A 25026-nucleotide genomic window follows, 5' to 3' on the forward strand; every position below is an offset into this window, starting at 1 on the left:
AATGTGACCCGGAACCCCTGATTTTGCCTTCAAACCAAACCCCCTTGGGCGCACTGCCTGCCCGCTTTCGCCGTCAGCGTGTCTTGATCGTGGGCTGTGGCGATGTGGGCTTGCGCACCGCAGGCCAATTGGGTGCGCCACAAAGCCAACGAATGCGCCTGATGGCGCTGACCTCATCGCCCGAACGTGTACGCTTGCTGCGGGCCTGCGGCATCACCCCTTTGCAAGGCAATCTGGACGATGCAACCAGTTTGAAACGCTTGGCCGGCATCGCGCATCGGGTGATTCATTTGGCGCCACCGCCCACCGACCGCCAAGGTGCTTCGGATAGCGACCCGCGCAGCTTGGCTTTGGTGCGTGCTTTGCGGTTGCGTTCGGCCCCACAAGCTTTGGTCTATGGCTCGACCACCGGGGTTTACGGTGACTGCGGCGGCCAACGCGTGAACGAAACGCGGACCGTGAACCCGCACACCCCCCGAGCCCAGCGCCGGGTCGATGCCGAGAACCTGATGCGCTTTTTGGGGCGCAGCGGTGTGCGTGTGAGCATTTTGCGCATACCCGGCATTTATGCCCCCGACCGCGAAGGCGGTACGCCGCGGGAGCGCTTGCTTCGCGGCACGCCCGTGTTGGTGGCCAAAGAAGACGTGTACACCAACCACATCCATGCCAACGATCTGGCCCGTGCCTGCGCCGCTGCTCTGTGGCGGGGCAAGCCTCAACGCGTGGTCAACGTCACCGACGACACCGACCTGAAAATGGGCGACTACTTCGACCTGGCCGCAGGCCTGTTTGGTCTGCCCAAGCCCCCCCGAATTTCACGCCATGACGCCAACACCGCACTGCCCTTGATGCTGTTGAGCTTCATGAGCGAATCACGGCGCATCGACAACACCCGTATGAAGCGGGAGCTGAACATCCATCTGCGCTACCCGCATGTGCGAGATGGCCTGAGTCCTCAAAGCGCCTTGTTTGCGGAGTCCAGATGAACGCCTTGCGCATCGACAAATGGCTGTGGGCGGCTCGTTTTTACAAAACCCGCAGCTTGGCCAGCGATGAAATTGGCAAAAACCGCGTGCAGATCAACGGCCAAGACGCCAAGCCCAGCAAAGAGGTCAAGGTCGGCGACACCGTATGTCTGCGGCAAGGCGCTGTCGAGAGAACAGTATTGGTGCAGGGCTTGAGTGGCGTGCGCGGCCCGGCCCCTGTGGCCCAGTTGCTGTACGCGGAAACCCCGGAAAGCCTCGAAGCCCGCCAAAAATCGGCTGAGCAAAGCCGCTTGGCCCGAGAGCCTGCTCTGAGCATCGAGCAAGGTCGCCCCACCAAACGTGATCGGCGTCAGATTGAAAAAACTTGGGACAACCGCTGGAGCGCCGGGATCGATTGAAACCCCCGCTCAGCGCGGCCCGCAAGGGGCTGCGCCTCAGCGCGCCTTGTCTGCGCGGGCCGGGTCAAATTCGTCCGGCGCACCCGGGACAATGGGCGGGTTTTCGCGCAAGGAGCGCTCAAAGGCCATGACCATGCGGCGCATGGGTCCGCGAACCCAGCCGTCGTCCATGGCGGCATCGGTTTCTTCTTTGGGATCGCGTTTGATGTTGAAGAGCCAGGGGGTTTCCAGATGACGTGTGCCCTCGTTGGGTTCACGCTCAAACACAAAATGCAATTTCCAGTGACGCCATTTGGCAGCCCGCAATTCGGTCTTGATGTAGAACAGAAAACCTTCTCGGGCCGAAGTCGGCTGGGCACCCGTCCACCAGCTCAATTGGCTGACCCCGTCTATGGGCCGATCATCGGGCAGTGTGGCCCCGGCAGCGTGAACCAAGGTGGTGTAGAGGTCCGTGACGTGGACGATGTCGTCGCTGACCCTGCCATGGGCCACCTGGCCTGGCCACCGCACAATCAGCGGCACCCGCAGGCCGCCCTCCATGGCAGTGTGGTAAGTGCCTGACCACGGTCCTGCAGTCCCCCGCCAGGGCCTGCGAAATTCCGGGCCGTTGTCACTGGCAAAAATGAAGAGCGTGTCGTCGCGGATACCGAGTTCGTCCACGGCGTCCAGCAGTTGCCCCACCCGATGGTCCATTTCCATCATCGAATCGGCAAACTCACCCACCCCACTGCGCCCAGCAAAGTCTGGGTGAGCCAGGGTGGGAAAGTGCAGGTGGGTCAATGGGACATACAGAAAAAACGGCTGTGCAGACTGGGCATGGCGGCGCATGAAGTCAATGGAGCGCTCGGTCAACTCGCTGTCGATCAGGCGGCGCTTGGCCAAGTCGTAATCGGCAACATTGCGGGCGGGCTGACCGGCCAGACCTTCCATGACTTGCGGCACGTCCACGACGCTCGGGTCGAAGCCAGGTGCCTGCGTGAACAGGGTTTCATTGCTGGTACGGGGTATGCCATACCACTCGTCAAAACCCCGCTGGTGCGGGTAGCGACCTTCCCGATCACCCAGGTGCCATTTGCCGAACATTCCGGTGGCGTAACCGGCCTGCTTCAGAACCTGGGGCAGCGTTCGCTCCCACGGATGAATGCCCTGCGGCAATCCAGCCGGAACGGACTGCAGTGCCCCCGTGCGAATCGGGTGACGCCCGGTCATCAGCGCTGAGCGCGTTGGCACGCAGTCGCTCTCGACGTTGAAGTTCAGGCACCGCAGGCCCTCTTCAGCCAGTGCGTCGATGCGCGGCGTGGGGGCGCCCCTGAGGGCTCCACCGCCATAACAACCCAATTCGCCCCAACCCAGGTTGTCGGCCAGAACCAAAACAATGTGCGGTTTTTTTGCTGTGACTGGCATGTTCACTCCATGGCGATTTTGCGTTCTTTGATCAGGCGGCCCCAGCGCTCACGGTCTTGGGCTATGCGCTGCTGGAACGCCTCTGGCGACAAGGCCACGGTCTCCATGGACAAGCCCAGCAATTGCTGCTTGAGGCCCGGATCGGTCAGGCACTCGTCCACGCCTCGGCGCAAGGTCTGGAGCACGTTAGCTGGTGTACCTTCGGTGGCAAACAAAGCCGACCATTGCGGCACGTCGATGTCACCGGCACCGCTTTCGGCCAGGGTCGGGGTGTCCGGCAAGATGATGGACCGGCGGCGCGTGCTCACGGCCAGCGCATTGAGCTTGCCCGACTTGATGTGCGGCAGCACTGCCGCTGCACCCAGCACCGCCACCGCGACTTGTCCAGCGATCACGTCATTGACGGCTTGACCGCCGCCTTTGTAGGGGATGTGCAAAAGGTTGACGCCCAGGTTCTGGGAGAAAAGCTCACCCACCAAGTGCTGGATCGAGCCTTGCCCGGAGCTGGCATAGGAAACCTGGTCTGGCTTGCCGCGGGCACGCGCCTGCAGGTCTTGAATCGTCTTCAGGCCTGTGGATGGGGCAGAGACCACCACGATGGGCTGCAAGGAGAGCACCGCGATGGGGATGAAAGAGCGGGCCAGATCCCAAGGCATGTTGCGAAACAGGGGCAGCAGCGACACCGAATCGGAGGCCACCATGAAGGTGTGGTGGTCTTTCGGTGCCCGCAGCGTGGTCTCTACACCCAATGCTCCGTTGGCACCAGGCTTGTTGTCCACCACCACGCTCTGCCCCAAGCGTTTGCGCAGGCATTCACCGACCAAACGCGCCACCACATCGTTGGAGCCGCCGGCCGGAAAAGGCACCACGAAATTGACGGGCTTGCTGGGCCATTCCTGTGCCCATGCGGCGGCAGGAGCCAGGGCAGCGCCCAAAACAGTCAACATGGCACGACGATCGAGATGGGCTTCGTTCAGGGCAGTCATGGTGCATCCAGTGAGTGGGTCTTGCCTCAAGTCTAGGTGTCTAACATCAGTCAATCTACAAATCTTCTTGCACTATCATCAGAAAAAATTGAACTATGGGGACCGCCAAATGAACCATCCACGCCTGGATCAGTTGCGAGTCAAACAGTTGCGCTTTCTGAGCCTGTTGTCTTCTTTGGGCTCGCTGGCCGCCACGGCAGAACACCTGGCCATGACCCCATCGGCAGCGAGCATGATGCTCAAGGAGGTCGAGTCTCTTTTTGGGGTCAAACTCTTTCGCAGACAAGGCCGTGGCATGGCCCTCACCGCCCATGGTCAGGCGCTGATGCCGCGTTGCCAGACCGTGCTGGGAGAAGTGGGTGCCATGGGCACGACCTTGCAAGGGGCGGTCGTGCCCACCGTGCGCATTGGCGCATTCCCGCACACTGCGGTGACGGTGTTGCCTGACATCGTCAAAAAGTTGATCAACGGCCCCACAGTCTGGCGGCCTCGCATTGTGGAGGGCCGAGCCGAGCAATTGCTGCAGATGTTGCTGCACGGAGAAATCGACCTGCTGCTGGGCCGCTTGCCCAGCCGTGTGGCCGATGCACTTGATCTTGATGAGCTGGCGCAGCATGTGCTTTACCAGGCCCATTTGTCGGTGGTTTCTGCACGCAACCATCCCTTGGCAGGTCAGCGCAAGCTGGACTTTGCCGAATTGGCCAAGTGGCCATGGATCCTGCCGGATGTTCAGTCCACCACCCGCATGGGTTTGATGGAGGCCTTTTTGCGGCACGGCATCACGCCCCCGGTACCGACAGTGGAGTCGCCTTCTTTCCTGTACAGCCTGTCCGTGGTGGCGCATACCGACTTGCTGACCTGCTGTGCCCAGGCGGCGGCCCTGCAAAGCCATCACCAGACCTGCATATTGCCGGTCACCGTTGCAAAGGACCCCATGCCGGTGTCATTGGTTTGGCGCAAAGCTTCGGTCGAGGCGCAGCGCGCCGCCGACCATTTGATGAGATCGGAGCACTAAGCTAAGAATTGCCAATGCCCGTGGGCAAGGCCTTGGCCTTTGGCAAGACGCTGCGCCCATCTATTCGTCGGTATTTTGGGGTCTGAAAAAAAATAGCTGTTTTCATCGTGTTTGAACGCTTCCAGTATTCTTGTCAGCGCAGTGCGGTCATAAGCCACGCGTGACCCGATACCACCCACACCACAACAGCCGGAGATCCTTCATGCAAGCCAACGAAACCTTTGAAGCCCTTTTGCCGCTGCGCACAGATCTGGCGCTGGCCTTGCGCGCTGCTGCCCATCAGGGCCTGAGCGAGGGCGTGTGCAACCACTTCAGCGTGGCGGTGCCTGGCCGGGACGACTGGTTTTTGCTCAACCCGCGAGGTTTGCATTGGAGTGAGGTGCAAGCGGCTGACATCGTGATGTGCAACGCGGCGGGCGAGCAGCTGGCGGGCCGTCATCCGGTGGAACCCACAGCCATGTTCATCCATGCTGCGGTACACCACATCGCGCGCAAGTCTGTCGTGCTGCACACCCACATGCCGCATGCCACGGCGCTGACCTTGACCGCGGCGCGTGCACTGGACACTACCCTGTCGCAGACCGCCATGCGCTTTCATGGCCGCTTGGCGGTGGACGCGCATTACAACGGTCTGGCTCTGGACATGACCGAAGGTGAACGCATCGCCAATGCCATGCAAGGCGCGGATGTGGTGTTTTTGGGAAACCACGGTGTCATCGTCTGCGGTGAACGGGTGGACTACGCCTACGACGACCTGTACTACCTGGAGCGTGCCTGCCAAGCTCAGGTGCTGGCGGCTTCGACCGGTGTGCCGTTGACGCCCGTGGACACAGCATTGGCTGCGCGGGTTGCGGAACAGATCAATGGCGAGCGGCTTCAGTCCGAGCTCTTTTTTGAGAGCTTGCGAAGGATGATGGGTTGATCTAAAGCCAAGAAAAAAGGCCAACCCGTGAGGATTGGCCTTGATTCGCTTGGAACCCGCATAGTTGCTGGGTTTCCAGAGATGGTGCCCGGGGCCGGACTCGAACCGGCACGCCTTGCGGCGGGGGATTTTGAGTCCCACAGTGAAACTGAGGATTCATGCGGGTTTGCGGGCTGTTTTAGGCGCAAAAAACTCAGTTAATACTGGGTGGTTCCTCTTCTAGGCCCCACTTTTTGCGCCTACTGTTTTAGCGGACCGCTTTGAGCTTGGTTGCTTTCGTTCGATAGTGCGTTTCAGTCAATTTGGTATTGCTGTGCTGCAGCAGTTTTGATGCCTCAGATACATCACCGGCAAGATCGGCAGCCCGTTTCCTCATGTCTCTCAGGTACATGGACTGAATTGCTTGAGCGAGATCTTTTTCCCCAGCTTTTAAGGCTTTTGCGGCAGCTTTGTCCCGTGCTTCGTCATAGCGATCCCTGAGCATTCCCGCGCTCACTTGGCGGCCTTCTTTAGTGCAAAGCAGCATGACGCAATGCGCTTTCATGGCTTGCCGCTTGGCAACGAGTGTTGAAAGCACGGGTGATTGCTCCACCTCAAATTCAGCAGCCTTTTTGGTTTTACTTGCTGAAAATCGCAGTTTTCCGTTTGATGGCATGCGTACAGTTCTGACATCTGTAAGTCGCATCCCGGTTGCGCTGGCAATATCCATGCAGGCGCGCAGAACATCGTCAGCCTCTTCGTAAACCGCATCAAAAAGCTGATCTGTGACTTCAAATTCGCGGGCGCTTTCTGTGTTCTTCCAATTTTTGACGCCAGACGCAGGCCAAGGCAGCCTGGTCATACCCCACAGGATTGCTTTGCCCCACACGATTGAAAAAAGGGACATTTCACGATTGCCTTGTGTTTTGGCACTTCTGCGATCCAGATATTCGCGCAGGATAGGCAGCGAGACTTGATCCCAACACATAGAACCAAACACTGGCTCTATGTGCGATAAGTTCTTTGTGTACCCACGGCGAGTTTCGGCGTTTTCGTATTTCGGTAGTTCTCGTTCGCGCCAGCGTGAAAAAGCTTCTTGGACCAAACCAATCGTGAGGCGTTTTTTGTTGTGAATTTCATCCCACTTTTGGATGGCAATTGCATGATCAGACCCAAGGCGAATGTCAGGCTTGCCCTCGGTCCTCATGTCGTACACAAAGTACACATGCACTTGACCTTTTGCACCCCTGTAAATCTTCGTCCGAAGTCTCGGGTATTTACTGATTTTTGGCATCTATTTGATCGCAGACCAATTGGGACCTGATGAGAAATTTGGAGGCCGACCCTCAGCCACCAGCTTGACGTGTGAGTGATACACAATGACCCGATTTCCGTCGTGAATAAACGGAATACTGTGCTCGCGCAACCACGCAACTTGTTTTTTGGCTCTTGCGGCACCAGTCAATTGATTTACCTCAAGCGGTGTCAGAAAGGCGTTCATAGGACGTGCCTTCCGTAAGCCGATAACTTTTGGGCCAACGTTTCAATATGTGGGCACGAATTGGATTTTTCAACCGCATGTGCGGGTTGAAAGTTCATTTGCCCCCCAAAGGCCAATGAAGACGAAGATGTTGCCGCGTCTTGTAGATTCAGTCCATGCCCAGCGCTGGCCGTGTGAGCGAAGTGAGTGGTCAAGGTCGGTTTCATGGCAGGGACTCTTCAATCTGGGAGTTCATGCATCAGATTGAATCGGGTCGTGCGTGACGTGACCACTTGCCCACGTCACAACGTGGCGCCAGTTCGAGGTGAGCTCATAGGGCGCGACCAAACCCCACAAATTTTTTGTTACGTCTGGTGGTTGCGGTGAAACGCTCTACGTTGGTGTTTTGTCGATGCGCTGCATGGCCTCAGCCCTTCAATTGAAAATTAAAGATTCGAATTTCTCGTATCGACTACTGACAACGCAACATGCTTTTGTCAGCTCAGGGTCGTTTTTGAGCTGTTTTAGCAACATTCCTCCATCTGAAAGGTGGTTCCAACTTCATTTTTCTGTGACGTGCAGGTGTGGGCATGTCACGCATGGATGTATTGAATGGATATCCGCTGCACTTTTCCCTGTCCTTAACAGGGGCAGCTTCAACGGCCAGTGCCATTCATGGCGCGGGAACCATTACGAAACTCAAAACAGGAATGGATATCCATGTTCAATACTTCTTCTCTTAACCAGAGCGAGTCAGTCTCGCTCACCCAACCGCCCAGCAACGACGACTTCCTGGAGGTGATGTTTGGTGACGATGTGGATGACGCATTCGTCTGCTCCAACACCACACCGCCGGATACCGATAACGAGTTGGCAAAAGCCGGCATGTGGTCCGGCGGACCCATTGAGTTCTCCCGCGATCTGTACCAAGAACCTCAACGGCAGAACTACACCTGTGTTTCTACCTTTCGCCGTGATGCCGAAGACGTGTATCACCGGCAGATCGAATACTTCGATGCGTTGCACTTCATCGTGCTCGATGACATTGGCTCCAAGGTGCAAGTCGATCCGCGCACGCTTGGACTCGGCGAGCCGACTGCCATCATCGAAACCTCCCCTGGAAACCACCAATGGTTCTATCGCCTGAGCGAGCCGGTCCGTGATGTCTCGATCGCGTCCTATCTGACCAAACAAGTGCTGGCAACGCCAGTGCAGGGGCACTTGATGACCGATCAGGGGGCCAAGGGCATCACGCGCCTGTGCAAATTGCCGCAGGGGCGCAACCTGAAGCTGGCGCTGGGCCAGCCTTGGCAGAATCGGCTGGTCAGCTGGCGGCCTGAGCTGGCGTATTCGGCTTGGGAAGTGGCTTCTTGGTTTGGCCAGAGCATTGACCATGTGCCGCAGATCAACGCTATGCTCGCAGCGGCACCTATGTTGTCGGGAGAGCATCCCTTGATTGAGGCGTTGCAAGAGGCGGAGTTGCTCAAATCGGCGCAGCAAAAGAATTCTGGTTGGTGGGACATTCAGTGCCTGCAGCGCCGTTTGCACACCAGGGGGGTGGATGATGGCACCGCCGTCAAGATTCGGGCTGATGGCAGCTGGACCATGAAGTGCCAGCACGGCCACTGCGCAGACCTGAAGGCTCGTGATTTGTACCGCTGGTTGGTAGCGCAGGGCCTTTCCGTGACACCGCCGCAATACCGCTTACACGTTAAACGGATTGATCCCGCGCGCTTGCCGTTCAATGTGCCTGCGCTGGCAGAGGATGACTTCTCATTTTTGGATCCTGATGACGGTGGTGCCGTAGATGAGGTGAACTATCCCGATCCGGAAGTGGAAATCGAAATGGACAGAGAGGCCAAGCCTGTTGTCAGCGATAAAGGTTCTGAATGTGAATCAGAGCGTCCAAGGATCTTTGTTGACCCGGGGCTGATTCCCAGCATCCTCAAACAATGCGCGAAGCTGCTGGAGCAGCATGTGTTCAAGCGTGGTCACACGCTGGTTCGTATCGGCCGCGCCGCTGAATTGCACGATGGACTCTCTCGCTTGGCCACTCAACCTGTGGTCATTGCGGTCAACCGTCAGTGGCTCATGCGCGAGCTGAGCGAGCTGGCAACCTTCAATCGTATGGACCGACGCATCAACGACTACAAGGTGGTGGACTGTCCCATGAACATTGCCATCGCCTTGGAGCTTGGGACTGACGATGACACCTTCAGCCACCTGACTGTTCTGGCCAATGCGCCATTTCTTCGCGCGGACGGCTCGATTTGTGAAACCCTGGGCTATGACGCGGAGACCGGGATTTATTACGCACCGAATCTGGAATTTCCACCCCAGCCGAGCCAACCAGGTTGGAGCGAGGGCCGAGCAGCACTCGATGAACTGCTGGATTTGGTCAAGCAATTCCCGTTTGCGGGCGATGTGTCCCGCTCGGTCTACCTTGCGGATGTGCTGACTGCACTGGCTCGGCCCACACTGCCCAAGGCCCCGATGGTGCTGTACACCGCCACGATGGCAGGCTCAGGTAAGACCTTGATGGCCTCCATTGCCAACCTGATCGCCTATGGTCATGCAACCACACACCCTTGGCCCGGCGCCAATGAGGAAGAACTTAAGAAGGTGTTCACCTCGGTGCTCCTGGCTGGCGATCCGGTGGTGGTCTTTGACAACTTGCCCAACGGCGCGCTGGTCAAGAGTGCGGCTTTGTCCCAGTTCGTGACCTCGGATGATTACGCCGACCGTAAGTTGGGCGAATCGGAGCGGGTCAAGTTTCGCAACCGCACTCGAGTCGTTCTGACTGGCAATAACATCACGCTGGCCAGCGACAACGCTCGCCGGGCCCTTGTGTGCGAGTTGCAACTTCAGGTGGAGTCGCTCAAGGACCGTCAGATTGAGTTCGAGCATCCCAGTTTGGCCATGTTCATTAAGCACAACCGCGCACGCTTCATTACGGCTGCACTGACGGCTTTGCGTGCGTATGCATTGCACCCGGATCCTTTGAACGTGCCACCTTTGGAATCTTTTGAGGATTGGTCCTGGCGCGTGCGCGATACCTTGATCTGGCTGGGGGAGGAAGACCCAGTCGCATCGGTCAATTACAGCAACGATGGCACCGGCGAGATTGCCGTGACTTTTCAGGTGATGCAGACAGTGGCAATGGCAAAGGTTCGGACTACACCGCCAGAATTCCGCGCCAGTGACCTGGCCATCTGGTCCACCAGCAACTTTGCCTTGCGCGATGCATTGGAACAGGCGGGCTGCGCGGAGAGCAACAGTGCCGGGAAGGTGGGGATGTGGCTGAGAGCACACAAGAACCGCATCGCGGGAGGCCTGAAGCTAGTTTCAAAGATGGTGGACGGTGGGCGCCAACCGAATAAATGGTTGCTGCAAAGCGTCGAGCAAAGGAACGAATCCTGAATTTGGCTGAAATTCACCCGTAGACCGGGGGGTGATGGGGGATAACGGGGGGTGTTTTACCCAAGCCAGCAGAAATGGCAGTTGCCAATTCTCTTAGAGTGGCGGAAACACCCCCCGTGACACCCCGTTACCCCCCCCGGGGGTAGGGGGCCTGAATCTCTATCGGCATATTGCTTCAGACCGCAGTGGGTCCTTCGTTTTATTGCTAACCCACAACTCTTGATATGGTTATCAAATATAACTAAAATCTCTCGTGCGCGCGCGAAGCGAGTAACCACAGCTTGTTGGTAGATGTCTGTTTAAGGCTGGTAGCGGACATCCCTAGACTAATGCTGATATTTTGCGCTTGCCATAACCTGTCGTTCGCTATGCAGCGCATCACGTGACCGGTCTAAAGCACACAGCAGTCACAGTTCAAAGGACAGTTTGCGATAGATCCGGGGAACGACTGCTTGCGGTTTGGGTAATGGGTACTTCACCCGCTAGCCCAAAGCTAAGGCTATGCCAACTTTTAAAGGCAACATAATCCAGACATGTATGCACTTCAATCATGGGGAGACACCCTACGCCTGCTGGTCGAGTTGTCAGCCACCGCTGCTTTTGCTTTATCTGGACTTATGGAGGCAGCGCGCAAAAAGCTTGATGCGGTAGGCGTGTGTGTGGTTGCGTTCTTGGCTGCCTTTGGTGGCGGCACTTTGCGCGACTTGCTACTTGATCAGCGGCCGTTTTTTTGGGTGCGTCACACCGAAATTCTTTGGGGTGTTCTGGCCCTATGTGTTTTGGCCATGCTGTTCATGCGTCAGCGGCATTTTGAGGTCACTGAAAAAACAATACTCTGGCCCGATGCGCTTGGCCTAGGACTGTTTACTGCCACAGGTGTTCACCAAGCTTTGCAGTCCAACATGCCACCCGTAGTTGCCGTGATGATGGGTCTGGTTACGGGAGTTTTCGGTGGCGTGCTCCGGGACATGGTGTGCAACGAGATTCCCAAAGCCTTCAAAGACCACCGTCCTTATGCGGTGTGTTCTTTTGCCGGTGGTTGGACTTATGTGGCTCTTTGGTCCGCAGACTCCCCGGGCTGGATAGCCTTGCTGGGGTGTCTTGTTGTCACCGTCGGCCTTCGCGCACTGGCTCTTTGGCGCAACTGGCAATTACCAGCGTGGCGTGCCTGAATGGTGCTGTAAAAAATCAGGTTTTGCGCAGACTAGGGTTTCCCGAATTCAAGGTCTAAAGCCTGCCCAAACACATACGACTCCATCGACAGCACGCCGTGGCGAATGCCACCGTTGAGCACCGTCACGGGTGTGTGCTCCAGCGCAGCCCCAGCCGCCACAAGCAAAGGCAGATATGCGGCTAGACCTCATTGAAATTCAAGCCGATAACCCTTGGTAATCGGCTTTAAAAAATACGATTGGATTACTGGCTACGCTATGACTAGCATGGGTCATCGTCAATTTGTGCCTAATCAAGGCCCGCAGTCATGACTCAACGCGTCAAGAACATTCTCTTCATCATGTCTGATCAGCTGCGTGCCGATCACCTGTCTTGCTATGGGCACCCCAAGCTGCAGACACCCCATCTGGATGGGCTAGCCAAGCGGGGCGTGCTTTTTGACAACGCCTATGTGCAGTCTCCCGTATGCGGTCCTTCGCGCATGAGCTATTACACAGGTCGCTACATGCAGTCGCATGGCGTCAGCTGGAATTTTGTGCCGCTCAAAGCAGGCGAGATGACACTGGGTGATCACCTGCGGCCACTGGGTGTGCGTTCGGTGTTGATTGGCAAGACCCATATGCGCGGTGATTCGTCCGGCATGTCGCGTCTGGGTATCGATCCCGAATCGCAAATAGGTATCCGCATCGCCGAATGTGGTTTTGACCCTTACGAGCGCGACGATGGCATTCATCCGTTTTCTGGCCATGACCCCGACCCCAACTACAACCTTTATCTTCGCAAACAGGGCTTCGGGGGCGACAACCCTTGGGAGGAATGGGCCAACACCGTGGTGGACGAGCAAGGCCAGTTCCGCTCGGGCTGGTACCTCAAGTACAGCCATTTGCCGGCCCGCATTCCCAACGAGCATTCCGAGACGCCCTACACCACGCGCCGGGCCATGGACTTCATGCGCGAGGCGGGCGATCAGCCCTGGGTCGCGCACCTGTCTTTCATCAAGCCGCACTGGCCCTATGTGGTGCCCAAGCCCTATGCCGGCATGTACAAACCCGAGGACGCCCTGCCCGTGGTGCGTTCCGAAGAAGAGCTCAAGGACCCGCATCCGGTCTATGCTGCCATGACCCACCACCGGGTCTCGCGTACCTTTGCCAAGCCCGGCGTCCGGGATGCGGTCATGGTGGGCTATATGGGGCTGGTCAAGCAGATTGACGACGAGATGGGCAAGCTCTTCGCCTTCATGGAAGAGCGGGGCCTGATGGACAACACCATGATCGTGTTCTGCGCGGACCATGGCGATTTTCTGGGTGATCATTGGCTGGGGGACAAGGAGCTGTTTCACCAGCCGGTGGTCCGCACCCCACTCATCATTTACGACCCCGATACCCGTGCAGATGCCACCCGTGGCACGCGCTGCCAGGCCTTGGTCGAGGCTGTGGACATCGCGCCCACTTTCCTGGATGTGTATGGTGGCAACCCAGTCCCCCACATCATGGATGGCCGCTCCTTGCGCCCTTTGCTGTTTGGCCAGACGCCGACCGATTGGCGCAACATTGCTGTCTGCGAATGCGACTACGCCTTTCAGGACGCCCGCATCGAATTGCAGCAACCGCCCATTGATGCCTGGATGCGCATGGCCTTTGATGGCCGCTGGAAATACGTCCTGTGCGAAGGCCACCGCTCCATGTTGTTCGATCTGCAGTCTGATCCCCATGAGCTGACCGATTTGGGCACCTCGGCTGATCCCGAGCATGTTCGACAACGTGCACGCCTGCACGAAGCCCTGTTCGAGTGGGCCCGACGTCCTCGCCAGCGTGTCACGGTTTCGGACGAAATGATCGAAAACACCGAAATCCAGGCACGCATTGCCGAAAACGGAATCCTGATCGGTTATGCCGATGAGGACGATTTGCGGGCTCAGCGGCAGACCTTCAAGCCCCGTTATGCAAGCCACAACCCGCTGGTCAAGGAAGCGCTCGACCGCCTGACAGGCCAGCACGTCACCACCGAAAAAGTCTGATACCGGAGAAAGTCATGAGCCACGCTTCCCAACTCCCCGATTGCGACCATTCACCCACTGGCATCGATGGCGTGACCTGGAACATCATGGGCCAGGTTTATACGCCAAAGCAATACGATGACAAGCAGTTTGTATGGCATGCCACCTTTCCAGAGGAAAGCTTTGTTCCACCGCACACGCACCCTGATCAAGACGAGTATCTAAGTCCACTCAATGGCTCGGTGGAAGTGGTAATTGAGGGTGTTCGAACAGTTGTTCGTACGGGTGAAATCGGTTACCTGCCCAGGGGAATCCCACATGCGTTCTACAACAACAGTGGCAAGGTGGTGCAAGCCATTTTTTGGGCTGAGCCTGCAGGCGAGTTGCCAGCCTTGTACCGGCGCATTCACAACATTGCCAACCCACGCAAGGTGACGGAAATCTCGCCTGAATTTGGGGTGGTTTTTGAGCAGCCTATTTCATCGGCGCGATGAAACGGTGGCCCGGCTGAGCCGGGCCATCGAGTTCGGTCAGCTGGGGCGCATACCCGTTGTGCGGACGAACTTGCCCCAATGATCAAGTTCCTTTCGGATCAAATCTGCAAAGTCAGTGCTGGGGTGTGAGGGCACGACCGACATGCCCAGATCGGCGAGTTTGGCGCGCAACTCGCTGGAGGCCAGCACTTGGAACAACTCTTGGTTCCATTTGTCGATGATGGCCTTGGGTGTGCCCGCTGGTGCGACCAGACCTTCCCATTCCTTCACCTCCACGCCGGATACACCGGATTCGGCCAGTGTAGGCACGTTGGGTAGGGCACTCAGACGTTGTGGACTGGTCACTGCAATCGCACGCAGCTTGCCCGAACGCACCAGTGCAGCAGCGTTGGGTACCGTGGCAAACATGGCGGTAATCTGATTGCCCAATAGTGCGTTGACTGCTTCGGCTGGACCCTTAAATGGGACATGCGTCATCTTCACATTGCTGGCCTGGCTAAAGGATTCGGCCACCAAGTGAGCGGGGGAGCCGTTGCCTCCTGAGCCGTAGTTCAAGGCATTGGGTTCGCTGCGAGCCCGGGTGACCAAGTCTTGCAGAGTTTGTATGCTGGACGATGCGGGCACCACCAGCACGTTGTAAAGCCACACCAGATTGGCCACGGGTGCAAAGTCAGCTGAGGTGTTGTATGGCAGGGGGCCGATGAGTTCGGGCAGCACGGTGTGTGTCAGGAACATAACTCCCATGGTGTAACCATCGGGAGCCGATCGTGCCAAAGCTTGCATTCCGATCATGCCCGTTGCACCCGGGCGGTTCTCCACGATCACAGGTTGCTTCCAGTTGCGGCTCACGGCATCGGCCAGGTGACGTGCAAGCACATCCGGGGGACTTCCCGGCGGCAGGGGCACGATAATCTTAATCGGCTTGTCCGGGTAGCTTTGTGCCATGGTTGGCAGGCTAGCCAATAACGGGGCCGCGGCCAAATGGCCAATCAGGTGTCTGCGTTTGATCATGTCTCCATCCTTGTGTTTATGTGGTTCTGCGCCAATTAGGTCTGTCTTTTGTTATGCATGAACATAACTTCGAGAAAGCCAAAACCATGCTATCGGCACAACGTGTGATCGGCCAATCGCATTTGGTAAAGACGATTACCATGGGTTATCAGAAGAGGTTTATCTATGAGATTGCAACAACTTCAGCTGCTGCTGACGCTCGCGCAGACTGGCAGCATGCGGGCATCGGCAGCCACCATGAACGTCACCCAGCCCGCCTTGACCAAGGCCTTGAAGCAACTAGAGGACGAGTTCGGGGCAACACTGGTAGTGCGCTCGCCAAAAGGTGTTCGGTTGGCTCCAGCAGGTGAAATTCTGGCCGCACGAGCGTCTACCGTGGTGCGAGAGATTGAGCGTGCTCGCGAAGATGTAGCTGCTTTGACAAATGACACACAAACCACCCTAAGCGTTGGTATCTCTCCTGCTGCTGCACTGATGTTGGCAGCAAATGCCGTTTCGACTTATCAATCGCGTTGGCCGCATGTGCGTGTACAGCTTGTCGATGCTTTGTATCCAAAAGCCTTGCAGCAATTGCGTTCTGGCGAACTCGATTTGGCACTGGGTCCGCTGCCACCAGCCGGCGTAGGCAGAGATTTGCAGGCGCGTGCGCTGGTCGCCAGTCCATCCGTTATTGTTGCCAAAAAGGGGCATGGCTTGGCCAAGGCACGAAGATTAGAGGATTTGATAGAGGCTTCTTGGCTTCTTTCAGGCCCTAGGCTCGGGCCGGGGGATCCCATCCACCTTGGGTTTGAGCAGCGTGGTCTGCCGCCTGCAAGGGTGACGGTAGATTGCGAGTCATTTTCAACGTTGTTGGCGGTATTGCCGAGCATGAACACGCTGGCAATCGTTCCTGAACTCTTTTACGAAACTCACGGCCCACGCATGGGCTTGGTAGCGCTCAGTTTGCAAGAGACCTTGCCGGCAACCACTATCCACATTTTTTCTCGCACCGATACGCCACTGTCCTTACCAGCTCAACGACTGCTGGATACCTTTTTGCAGGAATCGGTGTCGGTGCGTCAATCAGGTTTGTAATACATATCGTGACACTACCTCATGTATTGTTAGGATAGATAAACAGTCGTCACGTTGGGAGCAACTGATCGCTTTCGTAGTGGTTTAGATTTGCTGTACGAGTTCAGGCACAGCCGCAAACAAATCGGCTTCAAGGCCAAAGTCGGCCACGCTGAAGATCGGTGCTTCGGGGTCCTTATTGATCGCCACGATCACCTTGGAATCCTTCATGCCCGCCAAGTGCTGGATCGCACCCGAAATGCCGCACGCGACATACAACTGAGGCGCCACAATCTTACCGGTCTGGCCCACTTGCAGGTCGTTGGCCGCGTATCCGGCATCGACCGCGGCGCGACTGGCGCCGATGGCAGCACCCAGCTTGTCGGCCAAGGGCGTCATCACTTCGTTGAACTTCTCCGAACTGCCCAAAGCGCGGCCACCGGAGACGATGATCTTGGCAGCGGTCAGCTCGGGGCGATCGTTCTTGGCGATCTCGCTGCGCGTAAAGCTGCTCTTGCCACTGTCAGCTTGTGCGGCTGCGCTTTCCACTGCTGCGCTGCCACCGGTTGCGGCAGCAGCGTCAAAGCCCGTGGTGCGCACGGTGATGACTTTGGTGCCGTCAGTGCTTTGCACGGTGGCCATGGCGTTGCCTGCGTAGATGGGTCGCTCGAAGGTGTCGGCGGAGATGACTTGTGTCACATCGCTGATTTGGCCCACGTCAAGCTTGGCAGCCACACGAGGGGCCACGTTCTTGCCTGCAGCGGTTGCGGGAAACAGGATGTGGCTGTAGTTGGCGGCAATCGCCAACACTTGCGCAGCGACATTTTCGGCCAAGCCATGGGCCAGCGCTTCGCTGTCGGCGTGGATCACTTTGGACACACCAGCGATTTGCGCAGCCGCTTGGGCAGCTGCGGCGGCGTTGTGACCCGCCACCAGCACATGCACGTCACCACCACAAGCGGCAGCGGCCGTGACGGTGTTCAGGGTAGCGCCTTTGATGGAGGCGTTGTCGTGTTCTGCAATAACGAGAGAAGTCATGAGATTTCCTTGGATGGTCAGATGACCTTGGCCACGTTTTTGAGCTTGTCCACCAGCGTGGCCACATCGGGCACCTTGATGCCGGCGCTGCGCTTGGCAGGCTCCATCACCTTGAGGGTTTTGATGCGGGGGGCCACATCGACACCCAAGTCTTCGGGCTTGAAGATGTCGAGCTGTTTTTTCTTGGCCTTCATGATGTTGGGCAAGGTCACGTAGCGTGGCTCGTTCAGACGCAGGTCGGTGGTCACCACCGCAGGCAAATTGATGGCCAGGGTTTCCAGACCGCCGTCGATCTCGCGGGTCACATGGGCTTTTCCGTCCACGATTTCGACCTTGGAGGCAAAAGTGGCTTGTGGCAGATCCGCCAAAGCGGCCAACATCTGGCCGGTCTGATTGCAGTCATCGTCAATGGCTTGTTTGCCCAAGATGATCAGACCGGGTTGCTCTTTGTCCACCAGGGCCTTGAGCAGCTTGGCCACAGCCAAAGGCTGCAGGTCCAAGTCGGCGGGGGTTTCGACCAAAATGCCGCGGTCGGCACCGATGGCCATGGCGGTGCGCAGGGTCTCCTGGCACTGGGCCACGCCACAAGACACAGCGATGACTTCGGTGGCAAAACCTTTTTCTTTCAGGCGCACGGCTTCTTCGACGGCGATCTCGTCAAAGGGGTTCATGCTCATCTTGACGTTGGCGATGTCCACGCCCGAACCATCGGACTTGACACGGACCTTGACGTTGTAGTCCACCACCCGCTTGACGGGAACGAGAATTTTCATGACTTAACTCCAAGTGATGTGGGGTCTGAAGGGCTGCAGCCTTCAGGCTGTGCGCAACAGTTCGCGGCCGATGATGATTTGTTGGACCTGCGTGGTGCCTTCGTACAGTCGCAACAAGCGTGCGTCGCGGAAAAACCGCTCCACCGGGTATTCGTTGATGTAACCCGCACCGCCGTGGATCTGTACACCCCGGTCGGCCACGCGGCCCACCATCTCTGTGGAGAACAATTTGGCGCACGACACTTGCATGGAAACTTCTGGGTCGGAAACATGGGCAGGCTTGCTGTCAAAGCGGTGGGCCACGTCCTTGACCAGAGACCATGCAGCCAGCAGCTCAGCCTGGCTGTCGGCCAGCATGGCCTGGATCAGCTGGAACTCGCCAATCGGTTTGCCGAACTGTTTGCGGTCACGGGCGTAGGCGCGGGCTTCGTCGAGGATGCGTGAGGCCAGGCCGCAGGAGACGGCCGAGATGTTCAGGCGACCACGGTCCAACACTTTCATGGCAGTCTTGAAGCCTTGGCCGGGCACACCGCCAATGATGTTGGCGGCCGGCACGCGCACGTTCTCCAGGATCACGTCGCAGGTCTTGGTGCCGCGTTGGCCCATTTTTTTGTCGTGCTTACCCAACTTGATACCGGGCAGGTCCGCAGGAACGATGAAGGCCGAGACGCCGCTGGCCCCCGGGCCTCCGGTGCGCGCCATCAGGGTGAAGGCCCCGGCACGTGGCGCGTTGGTGATGTAGCGCTTGGTACCGTTCAGCACATAGTGGTCGCCGTCGAGTTCGGCGCGGGTCTTGAGCGATGCGGCGTCGGTGCCGACATCGGGCTCGGTCAAGGCGAAGGACATGATCAGTTCGCCGCTGGCCACACGGGGCAAGTACTCGACTTTTTGCTCTGGCGTGCCGTCCATCAAGATGCCTTGTGAACCGATGCCAATGTTGGTGCCGAACACGGAGCGGAAAGCGGGAGCGGTACGGCCGAGTTCGTAGTTGACCAGCACTTCTTGGCTCACCGAAAGGCCGATGCCGTCGTATTCCTCGGGCACCGTCAAGCCAAACAGGCCCATGTCCTTCATGTCCTGGACAATGTCCAGCGGCACATCATCATGCTCTTCGAGGTGGTCTTCTGCCGGGATCAGACGCTCACGAATGAAGCGCTGGAGGGTGGGTAACAAAATGTCAAAGGATTCAGAGTCGAGAGCCATGGTGGATGGTGAATTAACGATGCTGGAAAACAGGTTTACGCTTGTCTAAAAAAGCGTGCATGCCTTCGTGGGCGTCGGCGCTGGCAAACCGCGCGTGCAGCGCACGGCGCTCGAACAAGATGCCCTCGGTGAGGCTGGCTTCGTGGGCGCGGTTGACCGACTCCTTGATGGCCATGAGCGCAGGCAGCGAGTAGCCCGAAATCTGTATGGCGAGTTTCATGGTTGTTGTCTGCAGCTCGGCATCGGGTACCACACGCGATACCAGGCCATAGCGGTCGGCCTCTTCGGCGTTCAGCATGCGGGCCGACAGGCACATGTCCATGGCCTTGGCCTTGCCGATGGCGCGGGGCAGGCGCTGGGTGCCACCCGCACCGGGCAGCATCGCCAGCTTGATCTCGGGCAGTGCAAACTGGGCCGACTCGGCCGCGATCACGATGTCGCAGGCCAGAGCCAACTCGCAGCCGCCTCCCATGGCATAACCCGCCACCGCCGCAATCACCGGCTTACGTACTTGACGGATGGTTTCCCAGTTGCGGGTGATGAATCCACTTTGGAACACATCCATGTAGGTCCAGTCCGCCATGACGGCGATGTCTGCACCGGCGGCAAACGCTTTGTCGCTGCCGGTGATGACAATCGCACCAATATCCGAGTCACCATCCAGATCAAGTAAGGCCTTGCCTAAAGCGTCCATCAGTGCATCGTTCAGGGCATTCAGCTGTGCTGGCCGGTTCAGGGAGATGACGCCGACACGACCGTGTCGGACAGTCAGGATAGGTGACTCGGACATGAAACTCCCTTGATCATTCGACCGAGATCTTCTGATCGCGGATCAAGGCACCCAGGATCTTGGCTTCGTTGGCCAGCAATGCCTTGAATTCAGCTGTATCCAGAGCGACGTTCTCACCACCGAGCTCTGCGTAACGGGCTTTCAGGGTCGGTGAGGCAAGTGCTTTGGCCACTTCCCGGTTCAAACGGGCAATGACGTCTGCAGGTGTGCCGTTAGGAGCCCACATGCCGAACCAGATGTCCAGATTGGCACCCTTGAAGCCTTGCTCGCCCACAGTGGGTACATCCGGGAAAAATGGTGAGCGCTTCTCGCTGACGACCGCCAACAATTTGACCTTTCCAGTGCGGATGTGCGGGAAGGCAATACCGGGGTCGCAAACCATGTCTGCTTGCCCTGCCAGAACATCCTGCAAGGCTGGAGCAGCACCTTTGTAAGGCACGTGCAGGATGTTGGTACCAGTGGCTTGTTTGAAGAGCTCGCAAGCCAGGTGAGGTGGGGTGCCAGCACCTGCGGATGCGTAGGACATTTTTCCGGATTTGGCTTGTGCGACCAGTTCACGCACATCCTTTGCGGTGCTTTGAGGCTTAGTCACCAAATACATTTGGGACTTGCCAATGCCACTGACTGGTGTGAGGTCACGCGAAGGCAGCAAAGTGGACTTGATCAGGTGAGGATTGACAGTCTCAACCGATGTAGGAGAGATGAACAGGGTATGGCCATCGGGCGTTGCACGGGCCACTTCTGATGCGGCAATGTTGCCGCTGGCACCGGGCTTGTTATCAATGACCACGGACTGGCCCAGACTCTCGGTCAAGCTCTGAGCAACCATACGCGCCATGGCATCGGTGGTACCACCAGGTGCAAATCCCACAACGATACGAATGGGCTTGCTGGGCCAGCTTTGCGCATGGCTGATGCCGCTGGCGCAAAGCCCCAGAAGTGAAAGACCTGCGACCGTCAAAGTGCGACGCAGTTGAAAACGGGTTGTGGATGTCATGGTAAGTCTCCTATTGAGGTGATGAAGTGGTTGGCGCTCTTTATGCAGCTGCACCGTCGCGCAAATCCTCGCGCAGCTTGAATTTCTGGATCTTTCCGGATGGAGTGGACGGCATGCTTTGCCGAACTTCGAGTCGTTCCGGGATGTACTGAATCGCAACCTTCTGCTCTTTGAGGTAAGCGACCATGGTTGGCATGTCGAAGGTTTGACCGGGCTTGGGCACCACCACGGCGCAGGCCCGTTCGCCCAGGCGTTCGTCGGGATAAGCCACGATGGCTACCAAGGCCACTGCAGGGTGCTTGTAGAGCAGTGACTCGATCTCGACCACTGGGATGTTTTCGCCGCCTCGGATGATCACGTCCTTGCTGCGCCCGGTGATGCGGACGTAGCCTTGCTCGTCGATACGGGCCAGATCGCCTGTGTCAAACCAGCCTTCGGCGTCGGTGCCGTTGAGGTGCTGTCGCTTGAGGTATCCGCCAAAGTTGGAGCAGGCACGCAGATACAACTTGCCTTGCGTGCCTGCAGGCAGTGCAGGACCCGAGGCGTCGGCTTCCACCACCTTGAGCTCAACCCCGGGAAGGGGCAGGCCATCTGTGTTGAAAGCGCGTTCATCGGGATCATCGAGCCGGATCAGTGTGACGGCCCCGTTTTCACTCATGCCCCAGGCCGATACGATTTTGGTGCCTAAAGTGGCACGCGCCTGCTCGACCAATGGACCGGGTATCGGAGCGCCAGCACACAAGAAAGTCTTGAGGCTAGGCACCGGTGTTTTGTTTTCCGTCACCACGCGTGTCAAGTCGGTCAGAAACGGCGTGGAAGCCATCGTGAAGCTGGCTTTTTCGGCGTTGATCACCTCGACCGCCTTCTTGGGCTCCCAGATGTCCTGCAAAACCGCACTGGCCTTGAGCATGATGGGCATCATCAGGCCGTACATGAAGCCAGTTTGGTGTGCCATGGGCGAGGCCATCAACACCACATCCTCGGCATCGAGTTGCAGACGCTTGGCATAAGGAATGATGTTGGCCATCACGGTGTTGGCCGAATGCATCACGCCTTTAGGTTCGCCTGTGGTGCCCGAGGTGTAGATGAGCTGGGTGATGTCATCCGGGCCAGGGCGGTGCGCACTCAGGATGCTTGCAGCATCGGGCTCGTTTTCCCAGGTGGGGCCGCTCAGCAAGGCTTCGAAGCTGTTGGGGCCATGGCCATCGATCACCACCACATGCTGCAGATGCGGCAGGCCAGGCTGGATCGCGGTGATCATCTGCTCGAAGTCAAAACCCCGAAACGTCTTAGGTGCGATGATGACCTTGGCCTCGCCATGCTTGAGCATGAAATTCAATTCACGCTCGCGGAAGATGTGCATCAGCGGGTTGATGACCGCACCGATGCGCGAGCACGCCAGATAGGTCACAGTGAAATGCCACCAGTTGGGCAACTGGCAGGCCACGATGTCGTTCTTTTGCACGCCCAATCGGGCCAATCCCACAGCCACCCGGTCGGCCATCTGCGCCAGTTCACGGTAGGTGAATCGGCGCACATCATCGGCTTCAACACGGTAGGCAGTCAGTGCCAGTTTGTCGGGACAAGCGGCGACGCAAGCGTCCAGGTCTTGGTTGATGGTGCGTTCATGCCACAGTCCTTGTTCGATCATGTCGTCACGGCGTGCGGGCAGTAATACGGCATCGAATTCCATGTTTGTCTCCTTTGAGATTGAATGTTTTTCTTGATGATCAAAATGTCAGGCGGGCACGTTCTTGCGGCCCGCACGGGTACGCGCGATGATGGTTTTCATGATCTGTGCGGTCCCGTCACCGATCTGGAAACCCAGCACGTCGCGCATGCGTTGCTCCATCAGGCCTCGGTCATAACCACCATGACCGAAGCAGAGCAGGCATTGGTGGATCACGTCATAGGCAAGTTTGGGGCCCCACCACTTGGCCATGCCAGCCTCGGCAGAGTGCGGTAAGCCTTGATCTTTGAGCCAGAGACCTTGAAGACAAACCAGGCGTGCGCCTTCGACCTCGGTGTCATATTGGGCCAAGGGGTGAGTGACACCCTGGAAAGCCGACAAGGGCTGGCCAAAGGCCTGGCGTTGGGTGATGTACTCCCAGGTTTCCTCGAGCGCCACGCGTGCTACGGCCAGGCATTGCAGTCCGATCAGAGAGCGCGAATAGTCAAAGCCGTGCATGACTTGGACAAAGCCTTTGTTCTCGTCGCCCAAGCGGTGGCTGACAGGTATGCGAACGTTTTCGAAGAAGATGGAGCCGCGACCGATGGAGCGCTGACCGTGGCAGTCAAAGCGGCTGGTGGTCAGCCCAGGCGTGTCCATGGGCACCAGCAAGGCGGTGACGCCATGGGCGCCCGACTCGGGTGTGCCGGTGCGGCCAAATACGACGGTGATGTCGGCTTGATCAGCCGCCGAGATCGAAGTCTTCTCACCGTTGATGACATAAAAATCACCATCGCGTTCAACCCGCAAACGCAAGTTGGCCGCGTCTGATCCGCCTCTCGGCTCGGTCAGGGCGATGGCACAGATGGCGCGACCCTCCCGGATTTTGTCGAGCCAAGGGCGCACCACTTCGGGGTTGCCGTACTTGTAGAGGATCTGGCTGTTCAGCGATGCCAACAGGTTCAGGTAAGAAAAGCTCAGATCGGCGCGGGCAATTTCTTCGTGGATCACTCCTGCCGCCACACAGCCCATGCCCAAGCCGCCGAACTCCTCGGGCACTTCGGGGCAGATGAAGCCCAAATCACCCATCTCGCGCAGCAGGCCAAGGTCAAACTCCCTCGTTTTGTCACGCTCCAGAAAACCGGGCTTGATCTTTTCATCGGCAAAGCGTCGCACGCTCTCAGCCAGTGCCTGCAGGTCTTCGTTGATGTAGGGGTTGGGGTTCATCTGATGTCCTCAGTCTTTGCGTTCACTTGGCGTACTTGCGGAAGTCGGGCTTGCGCTTTTCCTGCAAGGCCTTCACGCCTTCGCGCGACTCTTCGGTGTCGTAGTACAGCTTGAGTGCGTACATGCCCATGCCCGCGATGCCCGACTGGTGGGCCGTGTCCATGTTGAAGCTGCGCTTGGCAATCGCAATGGCGGTGGGGCTGCGTTCGCAGATGGTTTCGGCCCATTCCTGCACGGTGGCGTCGAGTTGCTCATGCGGCACACAGATGTTGGCCAGGCCCATGTCCACGGCTTCTTGACCGGAGTAGCGCTTGTTGAGGTACCAGATTTCGCGGGCTTTTTTCTCGCCGACCACGCGGGCCAGGAAAGCGGTGCCGTAGCCGGGGTCGACTGAACCCATCTTAGGTCCGACTTGGCCGAAGATGGCTTTGTCCGAGCAAATGGTCAGGTCGCAGATGGTGCACAACACGTTGCCGCCGCCAATCGCAAAGCCTTGCACGCGGGCGATCACCGGCTTGGGCACATCGCGGATGGCGGTGTGCAGCTCTTCCATCGGCAGGCCAATGGTGCCCCGACCGTCGTAGTTGCCGTCGTGGGCCGACTGGTCGCCACCTGTGCAGAAAGCGCGGTCACCAGCACCGGCCAGCACGATGCAGCCGATGCTTCGGTCGTAACCGGCTTTGTTCAGGGCCTTGATGATTTCGTCGCAGGTCGTGCCGCGAAAGGCGTTCATTTTGTCGGGGCGGTTGATCGTGATCCAGGCTACGCCGTTGCGGTTTTCGTACAGGATGTCTTCGAATTGCATGTTTTTCTCCAGTTGAATAGGGGTGATCGATCAGCCGTGCATGGTCAGGCCGCCCGAGACGCTCAGGACCTGGCCGGTGATGAAGGACGAATCGGCGCTGCTCAGGAAGACGATGGCACCTGCGAGGTCATCGGGCTGGCCCAGGCGGCCCAGCGGGATGGCCTTCTTGAAGGCGTCCATGAGTTTTTCGGGGTTAGAAGCACCTTC

23 protein-coding genes are annotated in these 25026 nt (G+C 57.9%); 9 read left to right on the forward strand and 14 right to left on the reverse strand.

What is annotated here, in order from left to right:
• The first annotated feature begins 23 nt into the window (after nt 1-23).
• Both Q1M54_RS02415 and Q1M54_RS02420 read left to right on the forward strand, forming a co-directional pair.
• Nucleotides 24-986: an SDR family oxidoreductase gene (locus Q1M54_RS02415; RefSeq protein WP_300553372.1), complete on the forward strand. Its 963-nt coding sequence runs from the start codon at nt 24-26 to the stop codon at nt 984-986.
• Nucleotides 983-1384, forward strand: a complete 402-nt coding sequence (locus tag Q1M54_RS02420; RefSeq protein WP_300553375.1) for a S4 domain-containing protein — start codon at nt 983-985, stop codon at nt 1382-1384. Before Q1M54_RS02415 ends, Q1M54_RS02420 begins: the two co-directional genes overlap by 4 nt.
• Before the next feature lie 36 nt (nt 1385-1420).
• Here Q1M54_RS02420 and Q1M54_RS02425 read toward each other — a convergent pair whose 3' ends face one another.
• Entirely contained in the window at nt 1421-2788 is a 1368-nt protein-coding gene (locus tag Q1M54_RS02425; protein ID WP_300553378.1) for an arylsulfatase, read from the reverse strand.
• A gap of 2 nt (nt 2789-2790) precedes the next feature.
• Nucleotides 2791-3774, reverse strand: coding sequence for a tripartite tricarboxylate transporter substrate binding protein (locus Q1M54_RS02430; RefSeq protein WP_300553380.1), 984 nt, complete (start codon nt 3772-3774; stop codon nt 2791-2793).
• A 109-nt stretch (nt 3775-3883) separates the two neighbouring features.
• Here Q1M54_RS02430 and Q1M54_RS02435 point away from each other — a divergent pair, with 109 nt between their 5' ends.
• Nucleotides 3884-4789, forward strand: a complete 906-nt coding sequence (locus Q1M54_RS02435) for a LysR family transcriptional regulator (protein ID WP_300553383.1) — start codon at nt 3884-3886, stop codon at nt 4787-4789.
• A 160-nt stretch (nt 4790-4949) separates the two neighbouring features.
• Nucleotides 4950-5711, forward strand: coding sequence for an aldolase (locus Q1M54_RS02440; protein ID WP_300553386.1), 762 nt, complete (start codon nt 4950-4952; stop codon nt 5709-5711).
• A 247-nt stretch (nt 5712-5958) separates the two neighbouring features.
• On the opposite strand, the gene Q1M54_RS02445 is transcribed toward Q1M54_RS02440, so the two are convergent.
• Nucleotides 5959-6897: an integrase gene (locus Q1M54_RS02445; protein ID WP_300553389.1), complete on the reverse strand. Its 939-nt coding sequence runs from the start codon at nt 6895-6897 to the stop codon at nt 5959-5961.
• A gap of 87 nt (nt 6898-6984) precedes the next feature.
• Complete coding sequence (locus Q1M54_RS16385; RefSeq protein ID WP_366146241.1) at nt 6985-7191, reverse strand: DUF4224 domain-containing protein; 207 nt, start codon at nt 7189-7191, stop codon at nt 6985-6987.
• 654 nt (nt 7192-7845) lie between these two features.
• On the opposite strand from Q1M54_RS16385, the gene Q1M54_RS02450 reads away from it, so the two are divergent.
• The 4 genes from Q1M54_RS02450 (at nt 7846) to Q1M54_RS02465 (ending at nt 14253) form a co-directional block, all read left to right on the forward strand.
• The gene (locus Q1M54_RS02450; protein ID WP_300553391.1) at nt 7846-10590 is read left to right on the forward strand and encodes a DNA-primase RepB domain-containing protein; all 2745 of its coding nucleotides are present in this window, start codon (nt 7846-7848) and stop codon (nt 10588-10590) included.
• Nucleotides 10591-11123: 533 nt separating this feature from the next.
• Entirely contained in the window at nt 11124-11762 is a 639-nt protein-coding gene (locus tag Q1M54_RS02455) for a trimeric intracellular cation channel family protein (RefSeq protein WP_300553393.1), read from the forward strand.
• 308 nt (nt 11763-12070) lie between these two features.
• Nucleotides 12071-13780, forward strand: coding sequence for a sulfatase-like hydrolase/transferase (locus tag Q1M54_RS02460; protein WP_300553395.1), 1710 nt, complete (start codon nt 12071-12073; stop codon nt 13778-13780).
• A 14-nt stretch (nt 13781-13794) separates the two neighbouring features.
• Nucleotides 13795-14253, forward strand: a complete 459-nt coding sequence (locus Q1M54_RS02465; protein ID WP_300553397.1) for a cupin domain-containing protein — start codon at nt 13795-13797, stop codon at nt 14251-14253.
• A gap of 36 nt (nt 14254-14289) precedes the next feature.
• Here Q1M54_RS02465 and Q1M54_RS02470 read toward each other — a convergent pair whose 3' ends face one another.
• The gene (locus Q1M54_RS02470; RefSeq protein ID WP_300553400.1) at nt 14290-15264 is read right to left on the reverse strand and encodes a tripartite tricarboxylate transporter substrate binding protein; all 975 of its coding nucleotides are present in this window, start codon (nt 15262-15264) and stop codon (nt 14290-14292) included.
• A gap of 165 nt (nt 15265-15429) precedes the next feature.
• Between Q1M54_RS02470 and Q1M54_RS02475 the strand changes: the two genes are divergently transcribed.
• Nucleotides 15430-16338, forward strand: a complete 909-nt coding sequence (locus Q1M54_RS02475) for a LysR substrate-binding domain-containing protein (protein ID WP_300553402.1) — start codon at nt 15430-15432, stop codon at nt 16336-16338.
• Between the two features lie 84 nt (nt 16339-16422).
• On the opposite strand, the gene Q1M54_RS02480 is transcribed toward Q1M54_RS02475, so the two are convergent.
• The 9 genes from Q1M54_RS02480 to Q1M54_RS02520 form a co-directional block, all read right to left on the reverse strand.
• Complete coding sequence (locus Q1M54_RS02480; protein ID WP_300553404.1) at nt 16423-17355, reverse strand: FAD-binding protein; 933 nt, start codon at nt 17353-17355, stop codon at nt 16423-16425.
• A gap of 17 nt (nt 17356-17372) precedes the next feature.
• Nucleotides 17373-18128: an electron transfer flavoprotein subunit beta/FixA family protein gene (locus tag Q1M54_RS02485; RefSeq protein WP_300553406.1), complete on the reverse strand. Its 756-nt coding sequence runs from the start codon at nt 18126-18128 to the stop codon at nt 17373-17375.
• Nucleotides 18129-18170: 42 nt separating this feature from the next.
• Nucleotides 18171-19331, reverse strand: a complete 1161-nt coding sequence (locus Q1M54_RS02490) for an acyl-CoA dehydrogenase family protein (protein ID WP_300553409.1) — start codon at nt 19329-19331, stop codon at nt 18171-18173.
• Between the two features lie 13 nt (nt 19332-19344).
• Nucleotides 19345-20121 carry an enoyl-CoA hydratase-related protein gene (locus tag Q1M54_RS02495; RefSeq protein ID WP_300553412.1) on the reverse strand — a complete coding sequence of 259 codons (777 nt, stop codon included), beginning with the start codon at nt 20119-20121 and terminating at the stop codon, nt 19345-19347.
• A gap of 13 nt (nt 20122-20134) precedes the next feature.
• Nucleotides 20135-21118, reverse strand: a complete 984-nt coding sequence (locus Q1M54_RS02500) for a tripartite tricarboxylate transporter substrate binding protein (protein ID WP_300553415.1) — start codon at nt 21116-21118, stop codon at nt 20135-20137.
• 40 nt (nt 21119-21158) lie between these two features.
• Complete coding sequence (gene aliA, locus Q1M54_RS02505; RefSeq protein WP_300553418.1) at nt 21159-22811, reverse strand: cyclohexanecarboxylate-CoA ligase; 1653 nt, start codon at nt 22809-22811, stop codon at nt 21159-21161.
• 45 nt (nt 22812-22856) lie between these two features.
• Nucleotides 22857-24014 (reverse strand): cyclohexanecarboxyl-CoA dehydrogenase, encoded by a 1158-nt coding sequence (gene aliB / locus Q1M54_RS02510; RefSeq protein WP_300553421.1) that lies wholly within the window; start codon nt 24012-24014, stop codon nt 22857-22859.
• 22 nt (nt 24015-24036) lie between these two features.
• Nucleotides 24037-24819: a 2-ketocyclohexanecarboxyl-CoA hydrolase gene (gene badI / locus Q1M54_RS02515; RefSeq protein ID WP_300553425.1), complete on the reverse strand. Its 783-nt coding sequence runs from the start codon at nt 24817-24819 to the stop codon at nt 24037-24039.
• A gap of 30 nt (nt 24820-24849) precedes the next feature.
• Nucleotides 24850-25026 (reverse strand): SDR family oxidoreductase (locus Q1M54_RS02520; protein WP_300553447.1); only part of this gene is annotated, 177 nt, incomplete at its 5' end.

It is taken from the genome of Limnohabitans sp. Rim8 (genome assembly GCF_943326455.1).
Taxonomy (GTDB): domain Bacteria; phylum Pseudomonadota; class Gammaproteobacteria; order Burkholderiales; family Burkholderiaceae_C; genus Limnohabitans_A.